The following is an 18277-nucleotide window of genomic DNA, read 5'->3' on the forward strand; positions in this document are numbered from 1 at the left end:
CCACCCGGCCGGGTCGCCTACCCGGTCAGGGCGCGAGCGGTGTGTTCGCGAATCAGCTGCGCGACCGCGTCGCCGTTCGCATCGAGGAAGAAGTGGCCGCCCGGAAACTGGCGGGTGGCGAAAGGTCCGGAGGTGTGCGCGCGCCACGCCTCGAGGTCGGCGAGCGTGGCATCGGAGTCGCGGTCGCCGGCGAGGGCGACGATGGGGCACTCCACCGCCGCATCCGGTGCGCAGGCGTAGGTCTCGATGGCTCGATAGTCGTTGCGGGTGACCGTCAGAATCATCTCGTGCATTTCCGGATCGGCGAGCAGGGCCGCCGGTGTGCCGCCGTAGCTCAGCAGGTGATCGCCGAGTTCCCGATCGCTCAGGGTGTGCATCTGTTCCGTGCGCAGCACCGACGGGGCGCGGCGGCCCGAGGCGAACAGCACCGTTGCCCGTGCTCCGGACTCCCGCTCGAGCCGCCGGCAGGTTTCGAAGGCCACTGCCGATCCCATGCTGTGCCCGAACAGGGAGAAGCGCTCGATACTCGCGATCGTCTCCAGCAACTCGGGCAGCAGCCCGTCGACGAGCTCCGCGACGTTGTCGATCAGTGGTTCGCGGCGGCGGTCCTGTCGACCGGGGTACTGCACCGCGAGGACGTCGAAATCCGCTTCCAGCCGCTTGGCCAACGGCCCGTAGGACAGGGCCGAGCCGCCGGCGTGGGGAAAGCACACCACCGTGTGCGATCGGTTTTCCGGAGCGGAGGACAAACGACGCAACCAGCTAGCACCCACGGGTGCAGACCCTACACGGCGCGAGCCGGGTCACCGGGCGGCGTCCGGCCCAGTCGCCCGATCGTCGGCGGGCCCGGACGAGGATCGGGCAGGGCGGCCGGTGGTCAGGCCTCCGCGGCATCGGTGATCAGCCCGGCGAGCAGAGCGCGGGCCAGTTCCGCCGCCTGCGTGCGCCCCTGCGCCGGATCGCCGGATTCCGCGATGGTCAGCGACATTTCGGTGAGGGCGCCGTAGCAGGCCCCGGCGAGCAGTTCGGGCTGGTGCGGCGGGATACGGTGCGCATCGAGTTACCGGCGGACGCCCTCGACGACCAGGCCGCCGAGGTGTCGCTGGTCGATCTCGCGCCAGCGCCGCCAACCCAGGGCGATCGGGCCCTGGAGCAGCACGATGTGGCGGTACGCGGGAACGTGTCACCGGCCATTTTCTGTCGCACAACGAGCAGGACATTCGCCTCTGGCCCGGCGGCCGGTCCGATGATGGGATTCGCCTGTTGGTGTGGTGATCAATCAGGACGGCTGGCTATGAAGATTCATGATTGCTGTTCAACTGCAGACGGTCTCGTCGTAGGGGTGCAGCGCCACGAGGCTGTTTCGCAGCATTGTGCGCAGCGTGCGGTCGAGGCGGTGTCGGGTGTGCTGGGTCGATACCGGTTCGGTGGATCTCTACGTTTGCGGTTGCAGCGAATCATGTTTGCCGACGACGGGATCGTGGCCCAATTGAACTATCGGTCTCCGCGTGTCACAGTTCGAATCCAGGTTCCGATCGTTGCCGAGGACGGCATCGAAGCTATTGCCGACCGTCTCGATTGCCATATACGGCGCCAGTTGACAGGAAGGCCGCTTCGTTCCTGGCCCGATCCCCAGCGCCCGGTGGTGGGGTTCGTGTCGGAGTGCCGGCCGATCACCCGGCGTAAGAGGTTTCACCTCATGGTTCTAGAGCCGCATATTGCGGCGGCGGTAATGGATACGTTCGATTTCGACGCCCATCTGTTCATCGATGCAGAGACCGGGCAGGACGCAGTAGTCTACTGGGCGGGTCCGTTAGGTGTCAGACTTGCTCGGCAGTCGAAAATGGCGCCGCTGTCGACCGCGGGGATGATGACCGTCAACCCCATTCCTACTTTGTGTCTGTCCGAGCAGGCCGCAATTCAGCGGGTGTGCATGTACGGGCTGCCGTTTCTGTTCTTCACCGATGTGCGCGATGGCCGGGGACGGCTGCTGTATCGCCGATACGCCGGTGACTTGGGGTTGGTGCAGGGGCGTGCGACAGCGCCGGGCCGGTAGTCGGGATGCGGGATTTGCTTGTGGCGCAGGGACATCCGGCCCTATTTGCCGCGAAGTAGCCATGATTTTCTGAGGCTCCTGCCGGTAGTGCAGCAAATCCGTCGGACCGATGAAGAAACTGGATCGAAGCTATGTTCATCAGCTCTGCGCGAGAATTTCACCGGCGTAAAAAATCGCATTCGACAACGGACGCTGCAACTTTCGCTGACTCCGATTCCTTGCCGGTAGTGGTGGCGGTGGATGGTTCCGAGAGTTCGTTTCGTGCGACGGTATGGGCTGCTGCCGAGGCGATTCTGCAACGTGCCCCGCTGCATATCATTGCCTTCCGCCTGTTTTCCGGAGGTAGGTGCGATTCGACCTGGAATGATGTCGGGCCGATCCTCGAGGCGGCAGTCCGTGCAGCTCGCGCGGTCATGGCCGGTCGCGGTCTTCTGGTCACCAGTCAGTCTGCGACACCGCCGATCCTTCCGGTTCTCGTCGCCGCGTCACGGTCGGCGCGCATGCTGGTCGTCGGCGGCTCGATGGAGGGCGTCAACCGCGCCTCGGTCGGTTCGGTGGGCACTATGTTGGCCCGGCATGCTCGGTGCTCCGTGGCTGTCGTGCCCTCGGAGTTCGACCGGGCACCGTGCGATCGGCCGGTGCTGGTCGGGATCGACGGAACCGAGTGTAGCCTTCCCGGGCTCGCCGCTGCCTTCGACGCCGCATCGCGCCGCCGCGTTGAACTGATTGCTTTGGACGCATGGTGCGATGGCAACGAGCTGTCGTTGCCGGGTGCCTGCGGTTCCGGGGGACGGGGTGCGGCGACCGCTCCCGCTGTATGCCTGGCTGACTGGGCGGAACGCTACCCGGATGTGCGGGTGCGCCGAGATCTGTTGTGTGGCAATGCGGCTCGCTCGTTACAGCGACATTCGGATTTGCCTCAGCTGTTGGTAATCGGGCACCTCGGAAGTGTTCACGCGCTGTCCGAAGCCACCATCTCGGCATTGCTGGACGTGGTCCGATGTCCATTGCTGGTAGCCCGCCCGCGGTGATCGCCGCGCTGACCATTCAGGGGACGAGAAATGAACTATCGATGGGCGCAGGATGCGGCATGCAGGATGATTCATCCTGAAGTGTTCTTTCCATGTCGTGATTCGCGGGCCAGTGTGGTGGCCCAGGCGCGTGCGATATGCGAGCTGTGTCGTGTGCGACGTGAATGTGCGCGTTTCGCACTCGAGCATGCGGTGGTATGCGGGGTTTTCGCCGGGGTAGATCTGGGGGCCGACGGTCCGCCGAAGGAGCGCGCGTTGCAGGAACTGCGCCGGATCGCAAATCTCGGAGAGAGCGAGCAGGCAAAGTGAGGCGTATTCCCGAGATCAGGGCCGTTCGGTGTTCGGGGCGGAACGGCACCCTCTGCGGCGGATTCTGGCAGAACGAGGCCACTGGCGGAGTTTTCTGGCAATTCGGATGGAGTATCCGACATGGGTGCCAGCCTCGTAAGGCGGGACCCGGGCCGGGTGGCCGATTCTCCGGTCTGCTCACCGCACAGGTCCCACCCCAGGTTCCAGACGAATCGAAAGGGCAGCACCGTGACAGACATGATCCAGCGTCAGGTCGGCCGCGATCGTCGCGTCGCCCGCCTCGCCGAGCATTCGCCCCTACGGCAGAGCCGATATCGAGCCTCGGCCGATCGTGGTGCGGTCGATCGGCGCGCCGCCCGGCCGGAGCAATTTGAGGTGTCATCGGAACTTCGTGTCTTCATCGTCGATGACCACGAAGTCGTGCGGCGAGGTGTAGTCAATCTGCTCGGGGACCAGTCCGATATGCGAGTGATCGGCGAGGCTGGGACGGTCCTACAGGCCATGGCCCGCATACCCGTGCAACGCCCTGACGTGGTGGTGATCGATGTCCATCTACCGGACGGTAACGGTATCGATCTGTGCGGTGCTTTGCTGGCGCGGGTGGACGACCTGCGTTGCGCGATCCTTACCGCAACCGCCGATGAAGCCGCGTTATGCGATGCTCTGGACGCCGGCGCCAGCGCCTTCATTGTGAAGGATATCGACGGTGGTGAGTTGGTGCGGGCGATCCGCGAAGTGGGAGCCGGCGGATCGGTGTTCGATGCGCGCGTGGCAGCCGCTAGGGACCGACGGCTGCACCGGAATGCTGATCTGGGCGAGCGGGATGAGCAGCTGCTCGCCATGCTGGCGGCAGGGCTTACCAACAAGGAAATCGCCGAGCGGATGTATATCGCCGAGAAGACGGTGCGCAATCACCTGACCGGGCTGTTCGCCAGGCTCGGTGTGCAGACGCGGACGCAGGCCGCCGTGCTCGCTGTCAATATGTACAGCCAGCTTCCGACCAATCTGGATTGAGCTCCGCGCGCCGTCCATCGCCGCTTCTCCGCGGCATCGGAGAATGGCCTTCATGGTGGAGACGCCGAATGGACCGACAACATCGGGCCGGACCGGTCCGCAGTTGCCCGCCGACATGCGTTTCACCGAATGGGATCTGCGTCTCGTCAATGCCCTTCAGATCAACCCCCGTGCGCCTTGGTCTCGGGTCGGCCCCATCCTCGGCGTGGACTCGGCGACAGCGGCCCGCCATTGGCAGCGGCTGACGGCCGCAGGCATAGCCTGGACAACCGCGTACGCACCGGAATACGCAGTAATCGGCTGGATTCAACTGCGTTGCAGGCCGGACTCGTTGGTCCGAGTGGCTGAGCTGGTATGCCGGTGTCCGAGTATCTACAGCGTGGAGTGCGTGGGCGGTAGCTTCCAATTCGATCTCACGGTCGCGGTAGCTGATCTGGCGGCGCTCGAAGATTTTGCCGCTCACTGGCTGGGCGCGCTGCCGGGCGTGGAAGCCATGCGAGCGGTGGTGGGATTGGATATGTACGTGGAAGGTGCGGATTGGCGTCCCGAGGCCCTCGATCGAGAGGAACGTTCCGGACTCGCCGATGAGGACGGCCGTGCCGCATTTGTTCGATCGAACCGACGTGAGGTCGACCGTCTGCTGGTGGCGGCCCTTGCCGCGGATGCGCGCGCATCCCTCGCCGAGCTCGCAACCGCCACCGGCTCGAGCCAAACCACGGTGCGCCGCCGTCTCCGAGAACTACTTGTTTCAGGTCGCTTGATCCTGCGTTGTGACTTGGCGCGGCAGATAGCCGGGTGGCCGATCGTAATCGTTTATCGGGCCGCATTGCCTGCTGAGCAACTGCGGAGTCTGGGAGTGACCGTCGCGAGATGGGCAGAAATCAGAATGTGCACCACCACGTTCGGCGGCGACAGCAATCTGATTATCATCGGCTGGTTGCGCACGGCGCATGAGGCGACCGGCCTGGAAACCCGTCTATCGCGTGCGTTCCCTGATTTGCGTGTCGTGGATCGTCAGATCAGCTTTCGGACTGCGAAGCGCATGGGACGCATCCTCGACCGTCACGGAAGAGCGCGGGAGTTCATTCCGATCGAGGTATGGTCGTAACCAGCCGTTTACCGGTCGTCCGCTTCTGAGCGGTGATCCCGATCACGAAAAGTATTTCCGGGACATTTGCCCCTGGGGCCACCTGCGCTGTGGTGATCTCCTGGAACGGAGAGTTTCTTCGTTCGGATGGGGAGCCATGCAACAAGTTGAATCCCGCGCTCGCGGCGATCTCCGTGAAAAGAAGCCGAAATCATGGCGGAAACAGGTTTTCAAGGTTGCACTGATCGGCGGCCTCTTATCGGCCCTGTCGGTGGGAGTGGCGCGCTGCCATATCGACGGCGGTTTGTTGGATCCCAGCTCCACTGCGAGCCGTAGGCAGGCGGAGCAGATCCGTGCGGTGGCGACCAGTGCGAAGGATCACGATTATTTCGAAGCGCACAAAAACGACGTGCATGCCGACGTGATCGCATTCGTGGGCGCTGTCTGTACCGCTACGGAATCGGTTCGAACGGCGGTTCCCGACCGGCCTGATGAGCCTCGAACCGTAGAACGCGCTGTCGAGGAGACGAAGTCGGACCTGCGGACGCTCGCCGACGCGGCGGCTCGATCCGCGGACAGGATCGATTCGGTCGCACTCCCTGCTACTGATCGGGTGCTCACGCCCGGCGTCGACGATGGGACGTGGCGATCGCTACGCGCGCGGTTCGCAGGCGCTTTCCAGGACACGAGCAGCACGCTGCACGGCATAGGCAACGATTTGAACGCTCGCGAATATGCCGATGTGGCTGCGGCATCGACAGCGCTGAGCGCCGCGATGGCTGCAGCCGACAACAGGCTTTCAGTGCTGCGTGCAACCGTCGACGACGGGATGTCCCGACTGCCGATCCCGAACTCGGAAACCGCTGCTGCGCTTCGATCGTCGGGCTTGTGTGCCTCCTCGAAGGAATGAAATCGCTTTTCTGTAGTCCGAACCATTTCCAGTCACCTCGATACCAGGAATGGGAACTTCCATGTACGTCCATTCTCGTTCGCGCCGAAACAATCGATTACGACGGACCGCCGTCTGGGTGATTACCGGCCTGCTCGTCGCGATCCTGACGATTCGGCCGCTTGCGCAAGCCCTGGTCGCCCTCGGCGTAACTGTCGGCTGGCATTGAAAACATTCGACAACCGGCAGCAGGTTCACCATTCACCGAAAACTGCGCGGAGCCGGGTGAATCAGGTAAAACTCGGAAAAGAAAGGTAATGATTGTGGAGAACACACGCTTCGATGTGATCCGAAGGGGGTGGGGTACAACGTCCTGGTGTATTCGCATTTTGGCTGTAGGAATTCCGGCGATCGGTTTTCTGCTGCTGGGCCAGTCACCGGCGTCGGCGCAGGTTCCGGAAGATCCTCTCGGCGGTCTGAGTAGTCAGATGGATGATTTCACTCACGCCCTTCCGGGAATCGTGTTGCCGGAACCTGGTGCTGCGGCGGCAAGTCCCGACGGTGATTCACCGACAGCACCGGTTCCGATGGGCCAGACATTGGATCGGCTCGGTGACGCGCTCGCAGCCGTGTTCGTTGATCAGCAACGCCACCAGACCCCGGCCCCGGTTACTGCCGATCCTGCCCCCGCAACCGGACCAGCGGGTTCACCGGTAGAAGCGGCGATGGCAGATCTGCGTAGTACAGCGCAACCATTGATCGACACGGTGTCCAACGCTGTCTCGGGACTCCAGCATCAGCTGGAACCGCGTGCGCCAGACTATTCGCCTACGCGTATGACCACGTCACCGCCCGGCCCGACGGTGGCCCAACCAGATTGCTCGGCAGGAGGATGCGAGAACCGGGTCGGTGCGGCCGCACTCGATTTCGCCATCGCAGCCGACCGGGCGTTCGGCGCGTTCATTGCCGACCCGCAAAACTTCGTGCGCACTGTGGTCGATCCTGCGGTGCAACATTTTCTCGCCGATCCGGGCGAGTCGGTACGAACCGCGGTGACCGTGCTGGCGGCGCCGGGTGTAGTACCGATGGATCCACGTACGGCGCTGACTGGTGGGGCGGCAGCGATCGGCGGGGCCGAGTTGGCCGCGTGCGTGGATAGGTTATTCGATTCGCGCGTGCTGCCTCTGGCAGGTGACCTGTTGGCCGCCGCAGGCGGCGCCGCAGTGCTGTCGCTGGGGGCCGGAGCTCTCGGCGGTTTACTGGGCGGAGCTGCTACTGGAATCGCCGGAGCCTTCGCGGCAGGGCTCGTGGGCCTGCTGACTCCGGTCGCTCCGATCCTCGGCGGAATACCGGGTGCGGTATTCGGTGGACTTCTCGGCGTGATTCCAGGTCTGTTGACGGGAATGTTCGCGGGCCTTCCCGGCGGGGCGCTGGTCGGCTGGTTGCTTTCGGCCGTGGCGGATGCCTTACTGGGCGCACTGCTGGGTGGGGCGATCGGATTCCTCGGTCCGAATCTTCTATTTCCGATACTGGGCGGGCTGATCGGAGGAGCCATTACCGCCGTACTCGGTGGTGGCGTTCTGTTGCTCGGTGTACTCGGAATCGCATTGGCTGCCTTGACCGCACCGATGTGGGTGCCGGTTGTGCTGCTCGCGTTGCCGCTGGTTTTGATTCCGCTCATCCCTGCGCTGTTGGTAGCCCTGCCGCTGATGCTGCCCGCGTTGATCATCGGAAGCATTGCCGCGCTGATCACCGTGGTCGTCGGCGGTGCGCTGCTGGCGCTCGGAGCGGTGGCGTTGATGCTGACGATCGTCTTGGCGCCGATCTGGATTCCGATTGTGATCGTCATCGCGATCGGCTACGTGGTTTGGTCGATCTTCTGGATCGTGGTCGGCTTCGTGCTTGCCACACCCATCGGGATCATCGGGATCATCGGGCTGCCGATTGTGATCGCCGGCGTGGTCGTACTGGTAGCCATGGTGGTTGGGGCAGGCGTGGCCATCTTGGCCGTTGCCGTTGTAACACTGCCGATCTGGTGGCCTGTCGTGGGCCTGATCCTGGCCGGTATGACAGCCGTAGCGGTCATCACGCCGACACTGGCAGCGATTTTCCTGGTAGTGCTACCCCTGGCGATGTTCGCGGCCGGGCTCGCGCTGGGTGCCGTGGTGTATCTGCTGTCGATGGTGCTGATGCTGCCCATCGCGATCCTTGCCGGCGGGGTGTTCGCGTTGATGGGCGCGATCGGCGGTGCTTTGGCGATGGTCGTGCTGGGATCGGCTCTGCTGCTGGCACCGTTGGCGCTAGCGCTGGCGGCGTTGCCCGGGATGCTCTCCGGGGCACTGCTGGGGTTGCTCTTCGGTCTGATCGTCGCCGCGGTGACGACACCACTGGGTGTTCTGCTGGGGGCCCTGCTGGGTGCGCTGAATCCGCTGAATCTGCTGGGAGCAGCGGTAGGCGCCGTGCTGGGCGTGCTGATCGGGATGCTTGCCGGTGGTATCGCCGGTGTCGCTACCGGTGCGGTGCTCGGCGCGTTCCTGGGTTCGCTGCTGGCGGCATCGGGAGCGGCATTGATCATGGGTCTGCTGGGATTCCTGTTGGCCGCGCTTCCCGGCGTGCTGATCGGGGGTTCGATGATGATCCTCGCGGCGCTGCCCTGGAGCGCCCTCGTCGCTGTCGCGGTCGGCTCGCTCCTCGTCATGGGCCATTTCACTCAGTGGCAGGCAACAATCGGGGAGGAGGAGCTCACAGAGCGGAGCCGACTGTGGCAGTCCGCCTGCGTGGCGTGGCGGCACAGCAATCTGAAGCGGTACCTCGATGGTTTCACCTCGCGCTTCTCGTGCGACCTCGATGAGGTCGTCGGGGAGTTCGACGCCTGGCGCCGGGGTCATGTCGATACCGTGAACATCGGGCTCGGCGCGATCCTCGGTGGTTTGGCGGCCACCGGCCTGGCCGGAGTTGTCGCGGCAGTGCTCGGCGGGTCTGTGGGCCTGCTCAGTCCGTTGAATCTGATGGCCGCCATTCCCGGCGGGCTTTTCGGAGCCGTGCTCGGTGCGCAGATCGGTGGCCTCATCGGTGCTGCGGTGGGCGCGTTGCCTGGAGCGCTGGCCGGGTTCGTGGTCGCGACCCTCATCGACACCATGGTGTCCGGGGTACTCGGTGCAGTGGCGGGCTTTCTGTCCGGAACCGTGTCGACACTGGGGGCTGGAGCCCTTGTCGGTGCGGCTCTAGGTGTCGCGATGGCCGACGTCATTGCGCTGGCGGCCGGTGTAATCGCAGGTCTGATAGCAGGAGTAGGCGCGGGCGCTGTGACCGCGGCGGTTCTCGGTGTGCTGTCCGTGCTGCCGATGGCGGTCACCGCCGCAGTGGTGGCCTTGGCCGGACTCGTGCCCGCGGTGGCGGCCTTTATCGCGCCGTTGATCGTTCCGGTGTTCGCTATCGGAGCCTTGCTGGCGCTGGCGGCGATTCCCGCGGTAGTTCTGATGATCGGTGCGCTGGTCGTCGGTGCGATTGCGGCCCTGATCCTGGGTCCGCTTGCGCTGCCGGTGTTCGCGGTGGTGCTGATCGGTGGAATTGGCCTACTCGCGGGTGCGGCTGCGGTGGCGGTCGTGCTGTCGCTCGGCCTTACGGTTGTCGTCGGCATTCCACTGGCCGTGGTGGCCTACGTGGCATTCCAGGCCTTGGTCGGCCTGCCGATCCTGGTACTGGCGGGTGTGCTGACCGTCCTCGCGGTTGCCGCTGCCGCGGCCCTCACGATCTCGGTCGCCGTGTCTGCTGCACTGACAGTGGACGCTATATCGACCGCCGCGACCGCGTTGCTCACCTTCCCAGTGGCCATCGCGGTGGGTGCGGTGCTCGGTGGGATCACCGGATTGTTGGTCGGTCCGTTCGTGGGCGCGTCGGCTGCGGTGCTGGGTGCAGTCCTCGGTGGGGTGGTCGGCCTGCTGAATCCGGTCAACCTGTTCGGCGCGACGCCCGGCGTTGTCCTCGGAATGGGGCTCGGCTGGTTCCTCGGGGCCGGCGCTGCGATCGTGCCCGGCGCTGTCCTGGCGGCGGTTGCCGCGGTACTGGCTACCGCGATGGCGCATGCCGGTTTCGGTGCCGTCGTGGCCGGGGTCTTCGCGGGCGGTGTCGGCGCCTGGCTCGGTCTCATGGTGGGCGCGGGAGTCGGCGCAGTCCTGCCCCGCCGGGATAGTGATGTCCCCGACGTGGACTGGGATAACGCCCTGTCCGCTCTGGACCGGATTTTGCACGGGCACGGGTGCCTTCCGCAGAGTCCTGACTGCGAGCGTGGCCAGGAACCCGATCCGGTCGAGAGCGATTGTGGTGGAGGAGAAACGGTCGGCCAGGAGCCGCCTGCCGCCACCGAGGCTGCTCGTGCTCCGCACGGGTCCGGGATTCACTACCCACTGCAGGCAGCAACGGGTGGCACTGGAGACGAGGCCGGCTCGGCCGCACCTTCGGCGGGGCAATTGCCCGGAATGAGCATGGCCGCACTGGGAATGTTGTTGGCCGCCTTGGCCGCTGCGGCGGCGACGCGGCGTGAACGCGTCGATCGATAGATGAAGACGCGGATGCCCGGGCGGACTCGACTTCGCCCTGGCATCCGCGTCGCAATCCGCGGCGGTTCGCCGGAAAGGATGTTGACGATGCGAGCCGATCGAATCGGAGTGCCGGGGTGGCGAGCCCTCCGATCGGCGCTCGTGGGGGCGCTTTTCACGGGCATGATCTTGCTGGTTACCACGCCTGGGGAGTACTCCCCCGAGACTTCTGCCGAGATGCTCCCTCCGGCCGCGCCGACATTCGCCGGCCCGCCACTTGCGGAGGGAGACGGTTTCCGCCCCGAGCGAATCGAGTTGCCACGCTTGGGCATCGACGCGGAGGTCAGGGCCGCGGGTACGACACTGGCTTACGACTCTTTCGTCGGTCGGGTGGTGGAAAGTTTCGGGGTCCCCGCCGATATGCACTCCACGACGTGGTGGTCGGAGGGTCCGGCTCCCGGTTCCGGGGGACTGGCGGTCATCCTCGGCCATACCCAGATCGGGGGTGGATACGGAGTCTTCAACAATATCGGCACTCTCGAGCCTGGAGATCGCATCGATGTGGCCGGTGCCGGCGCTTCTGCGGTTTTTGCTGTGCGAGAGGTTGTTTCGGGTATCCGGAAAAGCGACCCGGAAAATCTGTCGCGAGTGCTGTCCGACCACGCGGAAACCGCAGGCATTGCCTTGATCACATGCGGTGGATTGTTCGACGCCGATCACCAGGCAAGTGAGGACAACGTCGTCGTCATCGCCGAGCGAATCGGACAGGCCTAGCACCGGCCTCCGAATGGGAAGTCGATCGGCTCGTCGGCATATCGCTTCGACGAGCCCGCGGCAGGCGCGAGATTGGGACGAGTATCGGATGCGACCGGAAGAAGTGGCAGAGGCAGCCGTCGAGCGGGGCCTCACCGTGAATACGAATGGGCCCGTTCCAGCTCTCGACCTGATGTCGACGGTGTTGGCGGTCAGTCGGGTCCTGCGAAGCCGGCCGACGGATGCGATCGGCCATTTGCGAATGACCAGACAGCGACACGACTTCGGTAGGACTGTTTTCCAGATCAATGTCAGTATCGACGGCCGCCGCTGCCGGGTTCAGGCCGTCGGAAATGGTCCTGCCGGGGCTCGAGCGATTGCCGAGCGCCTGGACGGTCAGATCAGCCGAATAGTGGACGGGGCGACCGATCCGTGGTGCCCTTCCCCAAGGGGCGCGCTGGCGATGATCACCGAGATGCGTCCGATTGTACGGCGCAAAATGTGCAGGATGCTGGTTCTGACTCCGATGGCGGCAGCCGAGGCCATGGATTCGATGGATTTCGATGCCTTCTTCTTTCGTGATGCCCACACCGGCGAGGACGCGATCGTCTATCGGGCGGGGCCTCGGGACGTACGGTTGGCCCGGCAGAGGCGAGTGGACTTTCCGACCGGTATGTGCGATGCCCGAATGGCGGTCGACTTGACCCCGACCGTGGTCGCACATGAGCGCGTAGCGGCGAAGCGCTTGTGCCGTAATGGGTTGCCATTTCTGTTCTTCGTAGAGCCGGAGTCTGCACGTGGCCGTTTGCTCTACCGCCGGCACGACGGGAATCTCGCGGTTCTCGAGCCAGTGCGGGGCAAGTGTTTTCGATGATCCGCGGGTTGGCGGCGGAGGTATCGCCATGTGCCCGCCTGAACTTGCGTGTCGAAGGGCTGCGGTCGGTTTTGCCGGCAGACGAACCGATTCTCGAGCTCATGATCAGCGCTTTCCGCATCGGAGTCGCGTCGCCGTTGTCCGTCGAGGCGTCATCGGCGGAATTATCGGATGCGGCGTGTCGGGGGTCCTACATTATTGGCCGCACGACCGGGCCTTGCTGTGGGGCAGTCCGTTCGCGCTGGTTCCGGACGCAAGCCGGCGGCCGAAGTCGCGGCCCTCACGGACTCGGGCGCTACTCGTCAGCGCCGGGGCCGACTGGAATCACGATTCCAAGATTGCCGTCGTACCGGCGGTAGAGCAACCGACCACGGTGCCGACATGGCTCGCTGAAGAACAGGAACGGCAGGCCCCGATGGCACAGTTGCTGCATGGCCACTGTTTCTTCGAGTACTGCAGCGTGTTCGATGTATGGCGGCGGTAAAGGCGCAATGTCGGATCCGACCGCACCGATCTCGGCCTGCCTGGCGAAGTGCAGGGCCCCGGCCGGGGCAGGATCGACGAAGTTGCTGGTCCCGGCGCGGTAGACCACCGCGTCGAAGCCGCCGTTCACATCGTTGAACATAAGTGCGTCGAATTGCATCGATTGCAGGAAATCTGCTGCTTCGGCCGGAGTGCAGGTTCGAAGGCTGCACAATTTGCGCCGAACGACAGGCCGGACATCGCTTACGCGTGCCAGCGGACTTCGTCCGTCGGAGAGGGGGACGGATAGACTCCCGGATTTCAGCCGTGTGAGGCGTTCGTCGAGCCGCTGGACAGCCGGCCCGAGGGGGTCCTCAGTGCTATTCAATAGTTGAACCCGCACTGGCTGCGGGCGTGTGCGCACATTGATCTGAGTCAGGAGGCGGTTTTCTGTCATCGCTGTGAACCGGGCGGTCACCGGGCCGGTAACACCGTGCGATCCGAGTAGGTCCCGGATGGTGCGGGCTACGGTGTGTGTGAATTTCTCGGAAAGCTGTACACCGTTCACCTTGATGCAACAGTCGCTACGGCTGTCGTTCTCGATTCCCATCCGGGGCCTTACTTTCCAATCCGTCGGCGGGGCCGACTACGCTATTTCTGTGCGGCATCAGCTAGAGCACGAGAAGGTGATAGGAATGGACATTCGGAGGCTCCCACCGCCGAAGTCTGCTGGCCTGCCGATCACCGATCGCGTCGCCGAGGCGCGATAGCCCACCAGATCGCTCGGACGCGCTGCCTACCGGTATGGACCGAATAGCAGCGCGCCCGAGCAGCTAGGTCACTCGTGCCCGAGCAGATTGGTCGACAGTGAGTTCGCTGCGGAACTACCCGAGCTCAACAGGTCGAAAAGGGTCGGGACAGTGGAGCTCCCGCTTTCCAGTGCCGAGCTCCCACTACCGGTCAGTTGAAAGACCAGGTTCAGGCCTTCGGATGCGACGCTGCTACCCGTATCGACAACTTTCGACCCTACGGAACTACCTGTTTCCGCCGATCCGGTAACAAGTTCCGGAATGTCGGACGAACCGAATCCGTGCGGTGATTCTTCGGCGGTTGCGATCGCGGTGAATCCGATCCCGGAGATGGCAATTCCGGCTCCGGCGAGTACTGCCAAAGAACGAGCGGTGATGCGTTTCTTTTCCATATCTGTTCCTCGTCTGGGCGCTGAATTTGTGGCCGGCCACAAAAAAGGTAACCGCAGTTCTGGGGCACCACAAGGCTTGCTGTCCAATTCGGGACATTCGGCGGGAAACAAGGGACATCGTCGGGCTCGGATCGGATCGTTGTGAATCGAATACGGACTCAAATTCGCCCCGGGCGAAGAGGCATCCCCGAGTTGGCAAGGACATTCGCCCCTTATGCTCCGCGGCGTCCGCGCGCGACCCTGGGGTGCATGTTCCTCGGTCTGGCAGAAAGGGAGGTTTCCTCATGGCCCGTGAGCTGACACAGCGTGAGATTCTCGTTGAACTGGAGCCGGTCGCCGGCCAAGCCTTGGACCGGCATCTAGCGGTATTCAAGGACTGGCATCCGCACGACTACGTGCCGTGGGACGACGGACGGAACTTCGCGAATCTCGGTGGTGTCGACTGGGATCCGGAGCAATCACGACTCTCGGAAGTCGCAAAGGCGGCGTTGGTGACCAATCTCCTGACCGAGGACAACCTTCCCTCCTATCATCGCGAGATTGCAGAGCACTTCTCCCGTGACGGTGCCTGGGGTTCCTGGGTCGGTCGTTGGACAGCCGAGGAGAACCGGCACAGTGTCGTCCTGCGTGACTACCTGGTCGTGACCCGCGGTGTGGATCCGGTGGCATTGGAGAACGACCGCATGTTGCACATGACCAATGGGTTCGCTCCGCCGGTCGATGCGGTTACCGCCGGGGGGCACGCAGGATTTCTGTATTCGGTGGCCTACGTCAGTTTCCAGGAACTGGCTACCCGCATCGCCCATCGCAATACCGCGAAGGTCTGCAACGATCCGATTGCCGACCGCATGCTCCAACGGCTCTCGCTGGACGAGAACTTGCACATGATCTTCTACCGGACATTGTGCGGTGCGGCGCTGGACCTCGTGCCCGATCAAGCGATGCAAGCCATCGATTTGATCGTGGAGAACTTCCGGATGCCGGGAACCGGGATGCCCAACTTCCGCCGGCGCGGCGTACTGATGGCCAAACATGGCATCTATGACCTGCGCCAGCATCTCGAGGACGTGCTCATGCCAGTCCTGCGCCACTGGAATATCTTCGGTCGCAACGATTTCGGACCGCGTGGCGAGCAGGCGCGGGAACGCCTGGCGAAGTACATCGACGAGTTACAACACCAGCACATCCCTCGTTTCGAGGAACAGCGAGATCGCGCTCTGGCTCGCGAGCGCGCACGGTCGTGATCGCCGAAGCGGGGTGCGTACCCGGTCTCCGGTTGTGCTCACCTCCCGAGCATTGGTGCGTACGTAACGTCGCGGTTCTGGCTTCGCGGGTTCGGCAGCGGACCGCGGATCGGTTGTTCCGGTGTGGCCGGCGCGCCCTCGGCCCTCGCCAATCGCCGTCATACGTGAGCACGGTGAAGCCGTCGAACGCCGCGGGCGTCCAGGAAGTTTGCAACACCTGGGCATTGAACGGCCGAGACAGTTTGCTGCCGAGGTCAGTGAGCGGTTCGGTGATGATGCGGTCGAAGTTCTGCAGCACGGCGTCCGCGGCACGGATCTGGTCGAGGAGATATTCTCCGATGGTCGCCCGTGCGGCGTGATTGTGACCGATGTAAAGCAACCGGCAAATGCGGTGGTCAGCGACTCGCAGCGCCAAATCGCGTCCACTTGACCTGAAGTTTGCTCGAGGTTCGAGAATGCGATCATGAGCATCTTGTTCCACAACACCATGCGGATCACGGACGGCCACCTCGAGGAATTCGAAGCAGCAGTGCGCCGCGCAGTCGACTTCGTGTCCGCGCACGGCACGCAACAGATGGTCCAGGTCTTCATCGATGCCGAACGCGGGCTGGCACACAGCTTCCAGCTCTACCCCGATTCGGAAGCCGTGCCGGCGCATTGGAAGCTTGCGGACCCCTACATCCAGGGCGTGATGGAGCATTGTGAGGTGCAGTCCTTCGAGACCTACGGCGAGCTGTCCGCCGAGGTGATCTCCGGGCTGAGTTCCGGCCCCGCGGGCGCACCGACGGTACGCCCCCTTCTGACCGGGTTCACCCGCTTCGGCTGAACAGGCGCCCGGCGCAGGAGCGCTCAGGTGTCGCGTTTTTGCAATCCCGCGCGGCGGCGATGTAGCAGGGTGATCCGGCAGAGAATCGTCTTGCGAGAGGAAATCCCCATGGCAGTTGCCACGTTGAAAATGCTCACCCTGGACAGTGCCGACGCGCGGCGAGACGCGGAGTTCTGGGCGGCGGCGCTGGGCTGGAAGATCGCCCACGTGCAGGACGAGTACGCCATGCTCACCGGCCCCGACCACGCGCTCGGGTTCGGCACCGTTCCGGACTACCAGCCGCCCACCTGGCCGAACGAGAACGGCAGCAAGCAGTTCCATCTGGATTTGGCGGTCGACGACCTCGACGCTGCCGGCAAGGAACTGGTAGCACTGGGCGCCACGATTCCGGATTTTCAGCCGGGCGAGACCTGGCGTGTCCTGCTCGACCCGAGCGGCCACCCGTTCTGCCTCACCCTCGCCGCCAACTGGAGCTAGCCCGGCAGTTGCGGACGTTTTGAGGGATTGCCGGGTTGCCCCATCGTCATCGGAGAAAATTCTGTGGTCGGGACGGCGATCGTGTGGTCACACTGCATGGGTGGCGGTGGGTGAAAAGCTTGCGCGAGTGCCGATCCGAGTTCGAGCGACGGGCTGGAGTCTGACCTCGTGGGTGTTGTTCGCGAGTTCCGGGCCGTTGGCCAAGGCGGTGATGGTGGCAGGCTGGTCCCCCGCGGCGGTGACCTCGGTACGGATCGCGGTGGCGGCGGTTTTGCTGGTGCCGGTGGCCGCACTGACGCGGCCCCGGGCGCTGCGGTTTCGTCATGCCGAGCTATGGCTGTTGATCGGTTATGGAGTGGTCGGCGTCGCCGGGGTGCAACTGATGTTCTTCGTGGCGGTGGCCCGGGTGCCGGTCGCCGTGGCGATGGTGTTGGTCAATCTCGCGCCCGCACTGGTCGCCTTGTGGGTGCAGACGGTGCGGCGCACTCGGTTACCGCAGCAGGTGTGGCTGGGCATCGGGTTGGCAGTGGCCGGATTGATCATGGTCGCGGAAGTCTGGCACGACACACGGCTGGATCTGCTCGGTGTCGGCGCTGGTCTGGGCTCGGCGGTCTGTTCGGCCGGATATTTCCTGCTCGGTGAACACGGCGCGCGCCGGCACGATCCCATCGGGCTGACTGCGGTCGGATTGGCCGTCGGCGCGGTCGTGGTGGCGGTGTTCACCCCGCCGTGGATGTTGCCTACGGACCTGTTCACAGCACCGGCGGTGCTGGGCGGTGTGCAGGTGCCGGTGTGGCTGATGATGCTGGCGCTGGCAGCGGCCGGGACTGTCCTTCCCTATCTGGTCGGTCTTGTGGCCTTGCGTGATCTGCCCTCGACGCTGGCCAGTGTGCTGGCGGTGGTGGAGCCGTTGGTCGCGGCGGTGCTGGCGTGGCTACTGCTCGGCCAGTCGCTCGAGCTAGAGCAGATGGTCGGGGTGGTGATCATGTTGGTCGGCGCGCTGCTGGTGCAACTGACGATGCCCGAGACCACCCGGGTAATTCCGACCGCCGAATTTGCGCAGGGTAGGAAGTAAGTGCTTTGTGCCGGCAGTCGAACCGAAGCGCCGCAGTGCGTTGCACCCGCTGCGGCGCGCCCGCACTGGGACCCCGGCGGGATCCGAGGTAGGCGATAGACTGCCCGCCGTCGGCGCAACCCACGGGGCAGCAGCCCCGATTCCAAGACTCCTGACGCGTCGGGAATGTGTGTGCGAGTGGTTCCCCAAACAGGCGTTCCCGGCAAATTTGCCTGGTTTGTGTGTTCGAGCGGTGCGCGAGGGGGGACTTGAACCCCCACGTCCGAGGACACTGGAACCTAAATCCAGCGCGTCTGCCAATTCCGCCACTCGCGCGTGATGGTACGACCGTCCAAACTCTACCGGGCGCGGCGCGGATCGCGAAGCCGCGTGCGTGTGTCGTGTACCCGTGGGTAACACGAACTGGGATTATAACGATTTGGAAACTCCCAATATGAGGAA

General features: G+C 64.2%; 18 protein-coding genes and 1 tRNA gene. 14 read left to right on the top strand and 5 right to left on the bottom strand.

Features of this window, described 5'->3' with window-relative positions; translation table 11 throughout:
* Window positions 1–17 precede the first annotated feature (17 nt).
* On the bottom strand, window positions 18–773 hold the full coding sequence (locus ON37_RS06555; protein ID WP_040717884.1) for a thioesterase II family protein: 756 nt from the start codon (window positions 771–773) through the stop codon (window positions 18–20).
* Between the two features lie 104 nt (window positions 774–877).
* Window positions 878–1045, bottom strand: coding sequence for a TetR family C-terminal domain-containing protein (locus ON37_RS34815; protein ID WP_339374459.1), 168 nt, complete (start codon window positions 1043–1045; stop codon window positions 878–880).
* 3 nt (window positions 1046–1048) lie between these two features.
* Here ON37_RS34815 and ON37_RS34820 point away from each other — a divergent pair, with 3 nt between their 5' ends.
* The 9 genes from ON37_RS34820 to ON37_RS06600 all read left to right on the top strand — a co-directional run bounded on the left by ON37_RS34820 (window position 1049) and on the right by ON37_RS06600 (window position 12551).
* A complete protein-coding gene (locus ON37_RS34820; protein WP_245553089.1) occupies window positions 1049–2056 on the top strand; it encodes a sigma 54 modulation/S30EA ribosomal C-terminal domain-containing protein in 1008 nt (335 codons plus the stop codon).
* A gap of 131 nt (window positions 2057–2187) precedes the next feature.
* Window positions 2188–3087: a universal stress protein gene (locus ON37_RS06570; RefSeq protein ID WP_083892772.1), complete on the top strand. Its 900-nt coding sequence runs from the start codon at window positions 2188–2190 to the stop codon at window positions 3085–3087.
* A gap of 30 nt (window positions 3088–3117) precedes the next feature.
* A complete protein-coding gene (locus ON37_RS34640; protein ID WP_083892773.1) occupies window positions 3118–3396 on the top strand; it encodes a WhiB family transcriptional regulator in 279 nt (92 codons plus the stop codon).
* A gap of 237 nt (window positions 3397–3633) precedes the next feature.
* Window positions 3634–4410, top strand: coding sequence for a response regulator transcription factor (locus ON37_RS06575; RefSeq protein ID WP_083892774.1), 777 nt, complete (start codon window positions 3634–3636; stop codon window positions 4408–4410).
* A 52-nt stretch (window positions 4411–4462) separates the two neighbouring features.
* Window positions 4463–5518, top strand: coding sequence for an Lrp/AsnC family transcriptional regulator (locus tag ON37_RS06580; RefSeq protein WP_168441268.1), 1056 nt, complete (start codon window positions 4463–4465; stop codon window positions 5516–5518).
* Between the two features lie 136 nt (window positions 5519–5654).
* Window positions 5655–6407, top strand: coding sequence for a hypothetical protein (locus ON37_RS06585; RefSeq protein ID WP_040717885.1), 753 nt, complete (start codon window positions 5655–5657; stop codon window positions 6405–6407).
* A gap of 1154 nt (window positions 6408–7561) precedes the next feature.
* On the top strand, window positions 7562–10945 hold the full coding sequence (locus ON37_RS06590; RefSeq protein WP_157171366.1) for a hypothetical protein: 3384 nt from the start codon (window positions 7562–7564) through the stop codon (window positions 10943–10945).
* Window positions 10946–11086: 141 nt separating this feature from the next.
* Window positions 11087–11698, top strand: a complete 612-nt coding sequence (locus ON37_RS30820; protein WP_157171367.1) for a class F sortase — start codon at window positions 11087–11089, stop codon at window positions 11696–11698.
* 88 nt (window positions 11699–11786) lie between these two features.
* Window positions 11787–12551, top strand: a complete 765-nt coding sequence (locus ON37_RS06600) for a sigma 54 modulation/S30EA ribosomal C-terminal domain-containing protein (protein WP_157171368.1) — start codon at window positions 11787–11789, stop codon at window positions 12549–12551.
* A gap of 295 nt (window positions 12552–12846) precedes the next feature.
* Here the strand turns inward: ON37_RS06600 and ON37_RS34865 are convergent, their stop codons facing one another.
* Complete coding sequence (locus tag ON37_RS34865) at window positions 12847–13623, bottom strand: sigma 54 modulation/S30EA ribosomal C-terminal domain-containing protein (protein WP_306306459.1); 777 nt, start codon at window positions 13621–13623, stop codon at window positions 12847–12849.
* A gap of 228 nt (window positions 13624–13851) precedes the next feature.
* Window positions 13852–14301 carry a hypothetical protein gene (locus ON37_RS32785; protein WP_157171370.1) on the bottom strand — a complete coding sequence of 150 codons (450 nt, stop codon included), beginning with the start codon at window positions 14299–14301 and terminating at the stop codon, window positions 13852–13854.
* 197 nt (window positions 14302–14498) lie between these two features.
* Here ON37_RS32785 and ON37_RS06610 point away from each other — a divergent pair, with 197 nt between their 5' ends.
* The 5 genes from ON37_RS06610 to ON37_RS06630 all read left to right on the top strand — a co-directional run bounded on the left by ON37_RS06610 (window position 14499) and on the right by ON37_RS06630 (window position 17836).
* Window positions 14499–15458 carry an acyl-ACP desaturase gene (locus tag ON37_RS06610; protein WP_040717888.1) on the top strand — a complete coding sequence of 320 codons (960 nt, stop codon included), beginning with the start codon at window positions 14499–14501 and terminating at the stop codon, window positions 15456–15458.
* A gap of 208 nt (window positions 15459–15666) precedes the next feature.
* Window positions 15667–15888, top strand: a complete 222-nt coding sequence (locus ON37_RS06615) for a hypothetical protein (RefSeq protein ID WP_040717889.1) — start codon at window positions 15667–15669, stop codon at window positions 15886–15888.
* Between the two features lie 33 nt (window positions 15889–15921).
* The gene (locus ON37_RS06620) at window positions 15922–16284 is read left to right on the top strand and encodes a hypothetical protein (RefSeq protein WP_040717890.1); all 363 of its coding nucleotides are present in this window, start codon (window positions 15922–15924) and stop codon (window positions 16282–16284) included.
* A gap of 108 nt (window positions 16285–16392) precedes the next feature.
* Entirely contained in the window at window positions 16393–16761 is a 369-nt protein-coding gene (locus ON37_RS06625; protein WP_040717891.1) for a VOC family protein, read from the top strand.
* A 100-nt stretch (window positions 16762–16861) separates the two neighbouring features.
* Window positions 16862–17836, top strand: a complete 975-nt coding sequence (locus ON37_RS06630; protein WP_040717892.1) for an EamA family transporter — start codon at window positions 16862–16864, stop codon at window positions 17834–17836.
* 233 nt (window positions 17837–18069) lie between these two features.
* Here ON37_RS06630 and ON37_RS06635 read toward each other — a convergent pair.
* Window positions 18070–18151 (bottom strand) — tRNA-Leu (locus tag ON37_RS06635).
* Window positions 18152–18277 lie beyond the last annotated feature (126 nt).

The organism is Nocardia veterana NBRC 100344 (genome assembly GCF_000308855.1).
GTDB classification, from domain to species: domain Bacteria; phylum Actinomycetota; class Actinomycetes; order Mycobacteriales; family Mycobacteriaceae; genus Nocardia; species Nocardia veterana.